Annotated in this window: 13 protein-coding genes; 5 read left to right on the plus strand and 8 right to left on the minus strand. The window is 50.2% G+C overall.

Features of this window, described 5'->3' with window-relative positions; all coding sequences use genetic code 11:
• The 8 genes from ACN0TT_RS04365 to ACN0TT_RS04400 form a co-directional block, all read right to left on the minus strand.
• A complete protein-coding gene (locus ACN0TT_RS04365; RefSeq protein ID WP_417760925.1) occupies positions 1 to 327 on the minus strand; it encodes an MSHA biogenesis protein MshK in 327 nt (108 codons plus the stop codon).
• Entirely contained in the window at positions 311 to 967 is a 657-nt protein-coding gene (locus tag ACN0TT_RS04370; RefSeq protein ID WP_417760926.1) for an MSHA biogenesis protein MshJ, read from the minus strand. Before ACN0TT_RS04370 ends, ACN0TT_RS04365 begins: the two co-directional genes overlap by 17 nt.
• Positions 964 to 1,566: a PilN domain-containing protein gene (locus ACN0TT_RS04375; protein WP_417760927.1), complete on the minus strand. Its 603-nt coding sequence runs from the start codon at positions 1,564 to 1,566 to the stop codon at positions 964 to 966. Before ACN0TT_RS04375 ends, ACN0TT_RS04370 begins: the two co-directional genes overlap by 4 nt.
• Positions 1,563 to 2,450 carry an MSHA biogenesis protein MshI gene (locus ACN0TT_RS04380; RefSeq protein ID WP_417760928.1) on the minus strand — a complete coding sequence of 296 codons (888 nt, stop codon included), beginning with the start codon at positions 2,448 to 2,450 and terminating at the stop codon, positions 1,563 to 1,565. Before ACN0TT_RS04380 ends, ACN0TT_RS04375 begins: the two co-directional genes overlap by 4 nt.
• A gap of 154 nt (positions 2,451 to 2,604) precedes the next feature.
• On the minus strand, positions 2,605 to 4,512 hold the full coding sequence (csrD, locus tag ACN0TT_RS04385; RefSeq protein WP_417760929.1) for an RNase E specificity factor CsrD: 1,908 nt from the start codon (positions 4,510 to 4,512) through the stop codon (positions 2,605 to 2,607).
• 163 nt (positions 4,513 to 4,675) lie between these two features.
• On the minus strand, positions 4,676 to 5,923 hold the full coding sequence (locus tag ACN0TT_RS04390; protein ID WP_417760930.1) for a malic enzyme-like NAD(P)-binding protein: 1,248 nt from the start codon (positions 5,921 to 5,923) through the stop codon (positions 4,676 to 4,678).
• A 440-nt stretch (positions 5,924 to 6,363) separates the two neighbouring features.
• Positions 6,364 to 6,576 (minus strand): 50S ribosomal protein L31, encoded by a 213-nt coding sequence (rpmE, locus tag ACN0TT_RS04395; RefSeq protein ID WP_417760931.1) that lies wholly within the window; start codon positions 6,574 to 6,576, stop codon positions 6,364 to 6,366.
• A 226-nt stretch (positions 6,577 to 6,802) separates the two neighbouring features.
• Positions 6,803 to 7,759, minus strand: coding sequence for a hypothetical protein (locus ACN0TT_RS04400; protein ID WP_417760932.1), 957 nt, complete (start codon positions 7,757 to 7,759; stop codon positions 6,803 to 6,805).
• 117 nt (positions 7,760 to 7,876) lie between these two features.
• On the opposite strand from ACN0TT_RS04400, the gene priA reads away from it, so the two are divergent.
• From priA to hslU, 5 genes are all read left to right on the plus strand, one after another.
• Positions 7,877 to 10,072 (plus strand): primosomal protein N', encoded by a 2,196-nt coding sequence (gene priA / locus ACN0TT_RS04405; RefSeq protein ID WP_417760933.1) that lies wholly within the window; start codon positions 7,877 to 7,879, stop codon positions 10,070 to 10,072.
• A gap of 140 nt (positions 10,073 to 10,212) precedes the next feature.
• A complete protein-coding gene (gene argS, locus ACN0TT_RS04410; RefSeq protein WP_417760934.1) occupies positions 10,213 to 11,958 on the plus strand; it encodes an arginine--tRNA ligase in 1,746 nt (581 codons plus the stop codon).
• 3 nt (positions 11,959 to 11,961) lie between these two features.
• Positions 11,962 to 12,561: an SPOR domain-containing protein gene (locus ACN0TT_RS04415; protein ID WP_417760935.1), complete on the plus strand. Its 600-nt coding sequence runs from the start codon at positions 11,962 to 11,964 to the stop codon at positions 12,559 to 12,561.
• A 158-nt stretch (positions 12,562 to 12,719) separates the two neighbouring features.
• Positions 12,720 to 13,244 (plus strand): ATP-dependent protease subunit HslV, encoded by a 525-nt coding sequence (hslV, locus tag ACN0TT_RS04420; protein WP_207354491.1) that lies wholly within the window; start codon positions 12,720 to 12,722, stop codon positions 13,242 to 13,244.
• A gap of 21 nt (positions 13,245 to 13,265) precedes the next feature.
• Positions 13,266 to 14,591, plus strand: a complete 1,326-nt coding sequence (hslU, locus tag ACN0TT_RS04425; protein WP_417760936.1) for an HslU--HslV peptidase ATPase subunit — start codon at positions 13,266 to 13,268, stop codon at positions 14,589 to 14,591.
• Positions 14,592 to 14,593 lie beyond the last annotated feature (2 nt).

Raw genomic sequence — 14,593 nt, forward strand, 5'->3', positions numbered from 1 at the left:
TTATCTCTTCTTATTTGGCGCCGTCACTGGCTCAAACAACCGTAATTTGTTGCCATTCGCCAGTGATACTTGATGGTCGTCAATAGCGCTAATGGTCACACCGTTGACCTTATCGCCCACATGATAGCGTTGGTTATTGATCACCGCGCGTTTACCTGCCGCGCCGGTAATGATGGCGTTCAACACCAAACTTGTGTCACTGGCCGTTTGTGCGGCAGCGCTGGTATCAATTTGCCAGCCCGCAGGTGGCAAGGTCGGATCGCGCAGGTCCGCCGCCATCACCGGCAGCGCCAGCAATAAAGCTAAGCCACTAATTTGCCGCAACACTGATAAAATCCTTATTGATGCTGAGGGTGTAAAGCGATAACGCCACTTTGGCATTAGGATATTCATCGACCTGATAATCCAGTGACTTCCAATAGAGTTTTTCTGGCAGTGCTTCAACTGCTTGTACAAATTTCATCACCGCAAAATAGTCTCCCTCAAAGGTCAGCACTATGCCGTGACTAAACAGATTCATTTCCCCCGCTTGTTTATCGCCCACTACCAGCAATGGCACAGGCGCAATAGATTGAAAACTTGATAACGTCACACCACGGCTTTGTTTAAGCAGTTGCGCTAGCAGCGCAGGCATTTTTTCGGCGGGGATCAAGTCAACCGTTTGTTCGGTCAGTTGCTGATCGACAGAATGGATTTGGCTCACCAGTTGTAGCTGTTGCGCCCGCAGCTCTTTGTTGGGATCTTCCAGCAGGCGCTGTTGCAACAAGGTGATTTGCGTATCAACACCTGCAAGCTGTTTTTGTTGTCCCGCTTGTTGCTGTGCCAGTTGCTGATGTTGGCTCCATTGGCTATCTAGAGGCAAGAAAATCACCGTGGCAACAACCAGCCAGCAGACAATAGCAATCAATAGCCGTTCACGCATTGATAACGGATTGTATTGCTGCGCTAATTTGCTCAGAAAATTCATTGAGCGTCTTTCTCCTCAGCTTCCGTGGTGAGTTTAAACGCCAACGGCTTACCTTCTTCCCTAGCCATGGTCATGGAGGCAAACGCTTTACCACGATAGCTCTGAGTTAACGATAATCGAGCAATCCAATCAGGTACCGCTTCTGGGCTACTGCCATAACCTTCAAAAACCATCTTTTGCTCATCAAAATGTAGATGTGTCAGCCAGATATTGCCATTCGATACCTTGGCAAGTTCTTGTAATTTTTCGGTAAAGCCGACAGATTTTAACTGCTCCCGCTGCGCCAGCTCGTTAAGCAGCAGTGATTTGAGCTGCAACTCTTGCTGCTGCAGCTTCACTTCAGCCTGCAAGGCAGGATTAGGTTGGTGTTGTTGTAGTTGCTTTTGTAGCTGTGCTAACTGCGTTTGCTGGCTGGCTAATTGTGCTTTGGTCTGTGCGGCATCCGCTTGCAGTTGGCCGTTGAAATATCCCATCAAGCCGATAGCAACGCCGCCAAGCAGCAGTATTGCCGCACTCGCTAGCCCAAGTGTTTTTAAAGTAAGGCGTTGTTTGGGTGGCAGTAACGTATGGTTGAATAAATTGATGCGGGTCTTGCTCATTCGACCTCCCGCGCCAATTCTAGGCAACTAAGTTGAGCCAGTTTGCCACCAATATCATGGGCGGCAACCAGATTCACTGGCTGATTAAAGTTGGCAGCCACTAATTGGGCAAGCAGTTGCTTTTCACCGCCACACAGTAACTCGATAGAACTCACTGGCGCTTGGCGCAGTTGGCTCTCAAAAAAGTCCATTGAGCGCTGGATTTCTAGGCTTAACGCGTCGGCAATGCGTTGCTGTAAGTCATCGGCACTGAAACTATCTAAGCCACTAAAACCGCGTAAACGGCGCTGCATCCACAACTCACCATCACGTACTACCGTCAGCAGCACCTCTTCACTGGGCAGATGGCTCAGCACTAAACGCGCTTGTGGTTCATTACCAAACAGGTTGGCCAGCATCAGCTCTTCAATGCTGATCCCTTGCAGTGCAAAATCATGTGCCTCAACCGCTTGGGCGAGTTGCATCATCTGCTGCTTTTCGGTGACCACCACTTGCAGTTTATTGATCGCTTTGGAGGGAAATTCAAAATAGTCGAGGTGAATATTGGTAACGGGAGTCGCCACCATATCTTTAACGCTCCACAGTAACGCCTGCGGAATTTCATCATCAGCAACGGCAGGTTTGTCAGCCGCTAACAATTGATACTGCCCAGCCCCAAGCACAATTTGTACTTGTGACTCATCAAAATCATCTGCAATTTTATCCCACAGCTTGTTCCAATCGCGCTGATGGGCATAGAAGCGAATTTTATCAGGCTCCGCCGTGCTGGAAACCCAAGCCGCTTGTACACCAATAAATACGCCCAGTTGCTGTTTTGGGCAACGTTCGCGCCAGAATTGCCATCGTTTTAACGCCGCAGTTGTCATATTGCTTTGGGTTCTCATCTGCTAATGTGCCACCGGCGAACGGGAGCGCTGGTCGCTAAATAACCAACAAATTAATTAGCATGCTACACGCTAATCTGTTCATTTTACACAGAATAGTCTGTTAATGATGCAAAAGTTGCGTGATCGATCTGCTTTCATCCCTGCAAACCAGTTATTCCACTGCCACAGGCTCACTAAACAGCGCACCTTGGGCAGCCCCAACACCGAGAATTTTCAGGGTTTGCCACTCTTCCAGTAACTCAACCCCCTCTGCCACCACGCTGATATCCGCCAATGGCAAACTCCCCAATAAACTGCGAATATACAGTTGGTTCTCTGGCCGTAAATGAATCTGCTTAACCAAAGAGCGATGCAGCTTCACTATGTTAAAGCCCACTTCCACAATATATTGGGTACTGACTAACTCCTGCCCTACATGATCAACCGCAATCCGCGCGCCCATCATTTTAATGCTCTGCAATCTTGGGCTTAACGCAGCTAATTCACGGCTAGCAAATGCTTCATCAACTTCGACAGTTAACCGCGGCATCAGGTCACGGTGTTCCAACATGATGCGCTTAAGCCAACGGAAAAAGTCATTATTCATCAAGGTTTCAAACGACAAGTTCACGCTATATTGTTCATCACCGCTGCCAGCAACCAAAAGATGTTGAATCACTTTTTCAACAATTAACTGTTCTATCGGCGCGATCAGGCCACACTTGATTGCCATAGGTAAAAACAGTGTTGCCCGCACTAAGTTACCGTTGGTTTCCCGCGCTCGGGTAAATATCTCCCGCTGTTGCACTATGCCATCAACATCAATCACTGGCTGGGCAAAGGCGACAAATCGTTTGTCAGTCAGTGCCATTTCTAAGAAGGTACGCCAACGCACTGAACCACGAGCAAACTCTTGATCTACTGCGCCTTTGTCATACATGAACCAGTTATTACTGCCTTGCATTTGCGCCGCGCGCAACGCCATCTCTGCTTCTTCTACTATCTGTTGCTGTTCATCACCCAACTTAAAATAGGCACAGCCAAGGTGACATAAACTTTGGTTAGCGCTACTCCCCGGAGGCGCTAAACTCGCACAGAGTTTGACTAATCTTGAGCCCAACTGTTCAGCTTCTGCCAAGTTAATTTGTGTCACCAAAATGGCAAACTGGCTGTAGCTACGGCGCGCAAATACGCTGTTTGCCTGCGATTGCAATAAGCGCCGCATATGCTCCACATTGAGTGTGAGATATTCCTTGAGACCATGATCGCCTAACTCGCTGTGTAGCTGATCCAGTTCCTCAAACTCCAATAACATTAGCACCCCATGCGACATCATGCCGCTGTGGCTACTCAAAGCATCTAAACGACTATCGAAAAATAAGCGGTTACCGATGTGGGTTTCGTGGTCGAGGAAGGTATTGCTGCGGATAAAAGTATCAAAGCGCGCACGATCTTTTTTGGCTTCAACTAACTCATCTAACAGCAATGAAATGGCACGATTGATAAAGCGAGGATGGCCTTTGCTATAGCGCCCGCGCGCTTGTTCAAAGCGTCCTTTAAGGATGAGGTGGCAGCGCTCACCAATGGTTTCGAGGCCGACCAACTGCTCGCGATACCATAAGTAGCCGCGACGCGTGATCACCCCAAAACACAGTAGCCCCAGTAGCAAGACGCCCACTTCGTAACGATTGGGCAGATAGCGCCATAACGGCTGCGGCATCAACAACTGCACCCGTAAATTGGGTTGCTGCGGCAGTTGAATATCTATCACGCGTGGCAGATCGGGCGACTCAGCACTGTGGTATTCATACACTAACTCTTGCCCATTCCACACTCGCGCTTGCAGGGTGTCGGTAGCTTTGAGCAGATCAGGCAGCCACAGGTTGGCATCATCCATATCTTGCCGATGCACGTGGCGATTAAAGGCTTGTTCAATGGCGGTGATATTGTGCTGCTGGAAACGGTAAGTCAGTTGGGAGTAGGCCATCGCGGCGACCACGAGGCCAACGGCTAAGGTCAACGTTAATGACAATAACCAGAAACGCGATAAGCGAATGGTGAGAAGTCGGGTGAGTTCCATCGGTTGGCCTTCCTGATCACCGATAATTTCTGGCCAAAATCCAACATTTGACCCGCGAGGCTTTTGATTATTCAGCAGAAGGTAGCAAAACGCAACCTCCTCCATGAGCAACAAAAATGCCCTCATCAGTTGAGGGCATTCTCTATGCTAACGCGGGCTTGGCTTACAGCTCAGTGTAATCAGGAATCGTCGTCAATTGGGCGACACCTGAGGCCACAGCCGCTTGTGCTACGGCAGCGGCCACGCGCGGCAACAAACGTGGATCCATCGGTTTTGGCAACACATAATCAGCGCCAAAGCTAAGGCTATCAATCCCGGGATAGGCCGCCAATACTGATGCTGGCACGTCCTCTTTGGCCAACTCAGCCAAGGCGTGTACCGCAGCCAATTTCATTTCATCATTAATTTCACGGGCGCGCACATCCAATGCTCCGCGGAAAATGAATGGGAAACACAATACGTTGTTCACTTGGTTAGGGTAATCGCTACGGCCGGTGCCCATGATCAAGTCTTGGCGAGTATCATGTGCGATAGCTGGGCTGATCTCAGGATCTGGGTTTGAACAAGCAAAGATAACTGGCTTTTCTGCCATCAACGCTAACTCTTCAGCACCCAGCAGGTTGGCACCTGACAAGCCTAAGAACACGTCAGCACCCGCGATGGCATCACGCAGAGTACGTTTGTCTGTGGGCGTAGCAAACAGTGCTTTATATTCATTGAGATCGTCACGACCACTGTGGATCACGCCTTTGCGGTCTAACATGAAGATGTTTTCGCGCTTAGCACCACATTTGATCAGCAGGCTCATACACGCAATCGCGGCAGCGCCAGCACCAAGGCAAACAAACACCGCTTCTGCAATGTTCTTACCTTGGATTTCTAACGCGTTCAACATACCTGCAGCAGTAACAATTGCGGTGCCGTGTTGGTCATCATGAAATACCGGAATATCACAACGCGTAATTAATTCACGTTCAATTTCAAAACACTCTGGTGCTTTAATATCTTCCAAGTTAATACCGCCAAAAGTATCGGCAATCGACTCAACGGTATTAATAAAATCTTCACTTGTACGATGTTTAACCTGAATATCGGTGGCATCAATATTGGCAAAACGTTTAAATAATAACGCTTTTCCTTCCATAACGGGTTTTGATGCTAGCGGTCCAAGATTACCGAGTCCCAAAATAGCGGTACCATTTGAGATAACAGCCACAGTGTTACCTTTATTGGTAAAACGATAAGCATTGTCAGCATTATCGGCGATTTCACGTACTGGCTCAGCCACACCGGGGCTATATGCCAGCGCAAGATCCATGCTGCTTTCTGCTGATTTAGTGAGCGTTACCGCGGTTTTTCCTGGAACAGGGAATTCATGGTAATCGAGTGCGCGTTGACGGAAATCGGTCATCTATCTTTCCTGAAATTCAAGCCAAAAAATACTGTGCTTCAATATTTGCTATTTAGATCACATTGATTATTTGATAGGACGTGACTTAATACAAATTTGGCCGCTAACAATACTTGAAATTGGCCATTAATAAAACACTATTCGCTATTAAACAGTGCTCATCCAACCACAGTAATTATTTATTTTATGTTCAAAAGTTACTTTACATAAGGCCTGATGAAATAAGCAATCAATGTTGAAATCTACTTTCAGAAAAAGCGTTCTTTTATCGATATAATATTACTTTAGTGAAATATATTTAAATAATATTACCGATTGTGCTAATTAAAATTCGCGAGAGTGTTGTACGGCAGAGGAATGACAGGCGCCACGGTTGCACGCTATAGGCAAAGAAAAAGGCGTCCATTGGAACGCCTTTTTCAGAATCTGTGCGTTGGCAATTATTTTTTGCCCAGAGCACCGAAACGTTTGTTGAATTTTTCGATACGACCACCGGTATCAACAACTTTCTGGGTACCAGTGTAGAATGGGTGACATGCACCACAAACGTCCAAGTGCAGGTTTTTACCAGCAGTTGAGGGGACTTTGATCACGTTACCACAAGTGCAAGTAGCAGTGATTTCTGCGTATTCAGGATGGATACCTGGTTTCATAGGGATTACCTCAAATTTAAGGCCATGTCGCTCTCCCAACCCGAAGTTGAGCACCACATGCGGTTAAATACAATATGTTTAGGGCGCAGGATTCTACGCCATCACTGTAGTTAATTCAAGCATCACTACGCGAATATAGTTCGCCGCATACTCTGCTATGGCAGGCTTAGCCGCGCATCATCCAACCTGCCGTTCGATAACACCACTAGCCCTCAGCAATGGCGTGTTACAGCAGGCTATCAAACTTCTTCTCTGCTACCCGCTTATCAGCATACTGAGCCAACGCTTCGCTGCTGGGACACTGTAATATGGCACCTCGGCGCAAACCAGACAGCTTACCTTGGGCGAACGCTTTGGGGTTGGTTTCAAAAATGCCAATAGCGGCGGCGTACACATTGGTTTGCCACTCTTTGGCATAGCGCGACGCTAGCCGCCATAACGTCTGTTCACCGTCGTATTCCAACATGCAGCCCGTTGGCACGGTGACAACGGGCGCGCGACTGGCCGCAGCGGTGACGGCATCCACGGGGAGCGCATCAGTCACTGTATCCACTCGTTCAACAATGGTGGTGGGCTTGCTTACAGCGGCAGTATCTACCGCAGCAACGACGATGGCAGGCTTACTCGCAACGGCCGTAACCACAGGGGGCGTAACGGTTGCAGGCCTACTTGCCATGCTGACAGTGGACACCGAGGCAACCAACGTAGCGGGTTGACTTGTTGCCGGAGTGGCAGCGGTTGATAACGTAGCGCTGTGCAGGGGGACAGTCGCAGGTGGCCGTTTATACAGCGCTAGCTTTTTATGATCGGGTGGAGAGCCAACTGGCACTGAGTCAACAAACAGCGGCAATGTCGCCACATCCATCCAATAGTTGTCGCGATACTCTTTAACTTGCAGCACCGCTTGTTTGTCGGTCACCTCATCAATACCTTGTACCAACAACATAAAGTCATTGATACGGCTGACCATCAGCCGCTCATCGCCGCTGGCTTGATGCATGATAAATTGAAAGCGATCCGTATCGGTGACATTAGACACAATATTGATTTTCAATAACGGCAATTTCCCCACATCAAACATGCGTAAATTGATGCTAACGTGCGCCACATCCGCCATGGAGCACGGCATAAAGCCACAGCTGACAGTGACGAACAACCAGATAAACATTGACGTCCATTTCATTAAGTTTCTACTCCGTGAAGCATGAGTTAGTGGGTTTTATTCCGCGATGGCTAGCCCTGTCTTGCCACTATAGGTAAACTGAGCCGACGCCCCTTTTTATTATTGACGCTATTTTTCATGTCGCAATTTGCCGAAATCGCTCTTCCTGTCCCGTTACGGCAAAACTTTAGCTACCGCATCCCTGACTCGATCACCACACCACTGCAACCGGGCGTGCGTGTTGAGGTGCAATTTGGCCCGCAAAAGTTGATTGGCTTAGTGACCAACATCAACGATAGCTGCGACCTGCCACCACAAAAAATCCGTAATATTTTGCGGGTGCTAGACGATGAACCGCTGCTCAACGAACCACTGTATAAACTGACGGAATGGGCAGCAAGATATTATTTTTGTAGTCACGGCATGATGTTGTCGCAGGCGATTCCAGTCGCCTTACGCAAAGGCGCGAGTGCCCAGCCAGAGTGCATCCGCTACTACGCGCTGACAGACAAAGGTGAGCAAGCGGAACTCACCAGCCTCAACCGTGCGCCGGCGCAGAAAAAGATTCTAGAGCTACTCAAAGGCAGCGAACTGACCGTGGAAGAGTTTCAAGCATTGGAACTCAGTGCTAGCGGCCTTAAAGCATTGCGCGAACGCGATTGGGTAGGGATTTACCAACGGCCCACTACGACCGATATTAGCTGGCGCGATGAGCTAAAAATGGGTGAAACACCGCATCAGCTTAATAAGCAGCAAGCGGTGGCGGTGGCAACGTTAAATCACCAACAAGGCTACCATTGCAGTTTGCTGGAAGGCGTAACCGGCTCAGGCAAAACAGAAGTCTATCTGGCACTGATTGAAACCATGCTGCGTGCGGGCAAACAAGCGCTAGTGCTAGTGCCTGAAATCGGTCTAACCCCGCAAACCATCAACCGCTTTAAACATCGCTTTCAAGTACCGATGGCGGTGCTCCACTCCGGTCTCACCGACAAGCAACGGCTCGATGCTTGGCGCCAAGCCCGTAGTGGCGAAGCAGCGATCATCATCGGCACACGCTCGGCACTCTTTACGCCAATGGCATGGCCCGGCGTGATCATTCTCGATGAAGAGCACGACAGCAGCTTTAAACAGCAAGAGAGCGTGGGTTATCACGCCCGTGATTTAGCCGTCATGCGCGGCCATTTGGAGAATATTCCGGTCGTCCTCGGCAGCGCCACGCCGTCGCTAGAATCACTGCACAATGCCCTCTCCGGCCGCTATCACCACCTGCAACTCAACGAGCGTGCGGGCAATGCAGTTAAAGCGCGCCAAGGGGTGATTGATATTCGCAATCAACCGCTGCACGGCGGCGTATCGCAAGCGCTGTTCAACGAGATGCGCATCCATCTACAGGCAGGTAACCAAGTGTTGCTGTTCCTCAACCGTCGCGGTTTTGCCCCAGCGCTGTTGTGCCACGAATGTGGTTATCTGCACGAATGTGACCGTTGTGATGCCTTCTTTACCGTGCATCAATCATTAGGCGAAATCCGCTGTCATCACTGCGGCAACCAATACGCGATTCCGCGTCAATGCCACCACTGTGGCAGCACCATGTTGCAAGGCCAAGGCATCGGCACAGAGCAGCTCGAAGGCATTTTAACGAAAGAGTTTCCCGAATATCCGGTGGTGCGTATCGACCGCGATACCACCAGCCGCAAAGGCTCGTTGGAACAGCAACTCAACGCGATTCACCGCGGCAGTTTTCGCATTTTGGTCGGCACGCAGATGCTGGCCAAAGGCCATCACTTCCCCGATGTTACCTTAGTAGCGTTGTTGGATGTAGACGGCGCGCTGTTCAGTGCCGACTTTCGTGCACCGGAGCGCTTTGGTCAGCTATATACCCAAGTGGCTGGCCGTGCGGGGCGCGCCAACAAACCCGGAACTGTGCTGCTGCAAACTCACCAAGGGGATAATCCCCTGCTGCAAGATCTGCTGCAACGCGGCTATGGCGAGTTTGCCCGTTCGCAGTTGGAAGACCGCCGCATGGCACTGCTGCCACCGGTATGGCACATGGTGCTGGTCCGCGCTGAGGCGCACAAAGCCGAAGATGCCGAGCAGTTTTTGCGCAATTTTGCTGAGCAGTTGGGCCAACACGAGCAGTTAGAGTTAATTGGGCCGATGCCCGCACCACTAGATCGTAAAGCGGGATTCCACCGCCGCCATCTCTTGGTGCAAGCTGCCGACCGCCGTTTGTTGCAACAACGTTTTGAGCAAGTGCTACCCATCATTGAGCAACAGCCATTGGCGCGCCGCTGCCGCTGGACCATCGACCGCGATCCACAAGATTTGCTGTAGCCTGCCCATTTAACCACCAAAATTGGCGCAACAATCGCATAAAAATACTTAACCCCATAGCTTTCTTTAATCGATAACCGCTACAATGTGCGGTTATTCCGTTATCCACCTAATTAGTCGTCAGTGTCGATAAAACGCCAATGAAAGCACATATTCAATCTTTGCTCGAACAAACCGTAACTACCTTGAAACAACAAGGGATTATTCCCGAAGATGCCGCACCAAGGATTCAGGTCGATCGCACCAAGGATAAAACACATGGCGATTTAGCCACCAACTTGGCGATGATGCTGAGTAAACTGGCGGGCAAAAATCCGCGGGAACTGGCCGCGTTGATTATCAACAATCTGCCTGCGTCAGCTAACGTGACCAAAGTGGATATTGCTGGTCCTGGGTTTATCAACTTCTTTATTGACGAGCACGCACTCGCCAACCAACTGCAAGCCGCGCTACAGAGCGACAAGTTCGGTATTAACTTGCCTACGTCCCAAACTGTGGTGGTTGACTACTCATCACCTAACCTCGCCAAAGAGATGCACGTGGGTCACCTGCGTTCAACCATTATTGGTGATGCAGTAGTGCGCGCACTGGAGTTTTTAAACCATAAAGTGATCCGCCAAAACCACGTCGGCGATTGGGGCACCCAATTCGGTATGCTGCTGGCCTATATGGAAGAGTTGCGTGCAGCCAACGGTGAAGCCACTGACATTGAACTGTCTGACTTAGAAACCTTCTATCGTGCAGCTAAAGTGCGTTTTGATGAATCAGAAGCGTTTGCTACCCGCGCTCGTCACTTAGTGGTTGAACTGCAATCTGGCAACGAATACTGCAATAAACTGTGGCGCGAATTTAATGACATCTCGCTGAGTCACTGCCACAAAGTATATGAGCGTTTAGGTGTGAGCCTCACTCGCCAAGACGTGCACGGTGAAAGCGCTTACAACGATGACCTAGCCAAGGTTGTTGCTGACTTGGATGCCCAAGGCCTGCTGTCTGAAAGCAATGGCGCCAAAGTGGTGTTCCAAGAGGAATTCCGCACCAAAGAAGGCGAGCCACTGCCAGTTATTATTCAAAAAGCCGATGGCGGTTACCTATATGCCACCACCGACTTAGCCGCCATGCGTTACCGCTCAGGTACGCTGCACGCCGATCGTGCCCTGTACTTTGTAGACTTACGTCAAGCGCTGCACTTCCAACAAGTATTTAGCCTTGCGCGTACCGCGGGTTTTGTACGCCCAGAGATGACCTTAGAACACATGGGCTTTGGCACCATGAACGGTGAAGATGGTCGCCCATTCAAAACCCGTTCTGGCGGCGTAGTGAAGCTGGTTGATCTGCTCGATGAAGCCAACAGCCGCGCCATTGAACTGGTACGTAGCAAAAACCCAGATATGGACCAAGCAACGCTGGAAGAGATCGCCCGCGTGGTTGGCGTAGCGTCGGTGAAATATGCTGACCTGTCGAAAAACCGCGCCAGCGATTACATCTTCAGCTTTGACCAAATGCTCAGCTTTGAAGGTAACACCGCTCCTTACTTACTGTACGCATACACCCGCGTAGTGGGCATCTTTAAGAAAGCGGCCGATATCGATTTGAGCAATGCCACCATCGTGCTCAACGAAGAGAAGGAAAAAGAGCTGGGCAATAAACTGGCACAGTTTGGTGAAGTATTGGCGCGGATGGTCGACAAAGGCCAACCCCATTTACTGTGTGCTTACCTGTATGAACTGGCGGGCGCATTCTCTAGCTTCTACGAAGCTTGCCCTGTATTGGCCGCCGATAATGAAGCCGCCCGTGACAGCCGTTTGTTGTTATCACAGCTGACCGCTAAGACCCTGAAACAAGGTCTAGGTTTGCTGGGTATTGAGACTTTGGAGCGGATGTAACTCATGCGAAGCGACTATGCCAATAGCAAGCCGCGCAAGTCCAAGCCGCGCGGTAAACGGAGTACGCCAGCCAAAGCCGCTGCCCCGGCACCACGGCCTGTATCACCCTTAAAGTTGGTACTGGGCTTGGTCGTGATTGCGGCCTTTGGTTATATGTTGTGGTTTTTAAAGCATGATGATGAGGCTTCAGCCGCAGCCGAAAAGATTGAAAAAGTCGCCCCAGCGACTGAAAAACAGGTGGTGGTAAAAGCGCCTGTAGTAAAAGATGCGCTGCCACCGATGCCAAAAGAGGAATGGACCTACCAGAAAGAACTGGAAAACAAGCAAGTTGAAGTGGATGTGCCGGTACGCAGTAATGAGCCGACGCGTCCATATCAAATGCAATGTGGTTCATTCCGTAAAGACTCACAGGCGCAAGAGCTGAAAGCGGTGATCGCCTTCCAAGGCTTAGAAGCCCAAGTACGTAAATCGGCAGGTTCCAGCGGCGATTGGTACAAAGTGGTATTAGGGCCGTACGATCAAAAACGCCAAGCCGAACGCGATCGCCACACCCTGCAACGCGCCGGTGTTAACGGTTGTATGATCTGGTACTGGCAAGGTTAACAGCCCGGTCACAAAAGAACCGCCCTCGTGGCGGTTTTTTATTTTTTGGGCTAAACCCAACAGGAATTACCGCAGCGAGAGTTGATATTTGACTGCACTCCCCCATATAGAGCTGTATCACCCACTGGTTCACCCACCAGCATTTGAGAGGAAGTATCGTGACCACAATCGTATCAGTACGCCGCAATAATCAGGTTGTTATGGCGGGTGACGGTCAGGTTTCATTGGGAAACACCGTCATGAAAGGCAACGCGCGTAAAGTTCGCCGTCTGTACCACAACAAAGTGATTGCCGGTTTTGCCGGTGGTACTGCCGATGCCTTCACCCTGTTTGAAAAATTTGAAGCGCAGTTGGAGATGCACCAAGGCCACCTGATGAAGGCTGCCGTTGAGCTCGCCAAAGAGTGGCGTACCGACCGCGCCCTGCGCAAGCTAGAAGCGCTGCTAGCAGTAGCTGACCACTCCGCCTCGCTGATCATCACCGGTAATGGTGATGTATTGCAGCCAGAAAATGATTTAATTGCCATCGGCTCCGGTGGTAACTACGCGCAGTCAGCGGCGATTGCCCTGCTGCAAAATACTGAACTGGGCGCACGCGACATCTGTGAAAAGTCGCTGACCATCGCCGGTGATATCTGTGTGTTCACCAACCAGTTCAAAACCATTGAAGAACTGAATTACTAAGCCGGAGCGTGAGGAAAGAATATGTCTGAGATGACCCCCCGCGAGATTGTCCATGAGTTGGACACCCACATTATCGGTCAGAATAAAGCCAAACGTTCGGTAGCAATTGCCCTGCGTAACCGCTGGCGCCGTATGCAACTTGATGATGCACTGCGTCATGAAGTGACCCCAAAAAACATTTTGATGATTGGCCCCACTGGTGTCGGTAAAACCGAGATCGCTCGTCGTCTGGCCAAGCTGGCCAACGCGCCATTCATCAAAGTAGAAGCGACCAAATTCACCGAAGTGGGTTACGTCGGTAAAGAAGTGGAACAGATCATTCGCGATCTGACCGACAGCGCGGTAAAAATGACCCGCGAGCAGCAGATGAAAAAATGCCGCACTCGCGCCGAGGAAGCGGCCGAAGAACGCGTGTTGGATGCGCTGCTACCTAAGCCGAAAAACGACTGGGACAGTGAGAAAGACGAGCAATCACATACTCGCCAGATTTTCCGCAAAAAACTGCGTGAAGGTCAGTTGGATGACAAAGAGATTGAGATCGACGTGATGGGCCCGCAAGTGGGCGTAGAGATCATGGCGCCTCCCGGCATGGAAGAGATGACCAACCAATTGCAGAGCCTGTTCCAAAACATGGGCCAAACGCCAACCAAGCGTCGCAAACTGAAGATTAAAGAAGCCATGAAGCAGCTCACCGAAGAGGAAGCGGCGAAGCTGGTGAACCAAGAAGATCTGAAAGACCAAGCGATTGAATTGGTTGAGCAACACGGCATCGTATTCTTGGATGAGATCGACAAAATCTGTAAGCGTGGCGAAAGCTCCGGCCCTGATGTCTCCCGCGAAGGGGTACAACGTGACCTGCTGCCGTTGGTAGAAGGTTGTACCGTTAACACCAAGCATGGCATGGTGAAAACCGACCACATTCTGTTTATCGCCTCGGGTGCGTTCCAGATGTCAAAACCCTCGGATCTGATCCCTGAGCTGCAAGGTCGTTTGCCAATCCGTGTCGAGTTAGACGCACTGACGGCGGGCGATTTCAAACGTATTTTAACCGAGCCACATGCGGCGCTGACTGAACAGTACCGCGCATTGATGGCAACAGAAGGCGTTGAAATTAGCTTCACCGATGACGGCATTGACCGCATTGCCGAAGCGGCGTTCCAAGTGAACGAAAGCACCGAAAACATCGGTGCCCGCCGTCTGCACACTATTATGGAACGCTTGATGGAAGATATCTCTTACGAGGCATCTGACAAATCTGGCGCCAGCTATGTGATTGATGCTGAATACGTTAATGCGCATCTGGACACACTGGTACACGATGAAGACTTGAGTCGCTTCATTCTGTAATG

The sequence above is a fragment of the Shewanella sp. genome (genome assembly GCF_048265805.1).
GTDB lineage: Bacteria > Pseudomonadota > Gammaproteobacteria > Enterobacterales > Shewanellaceae > Shewanella.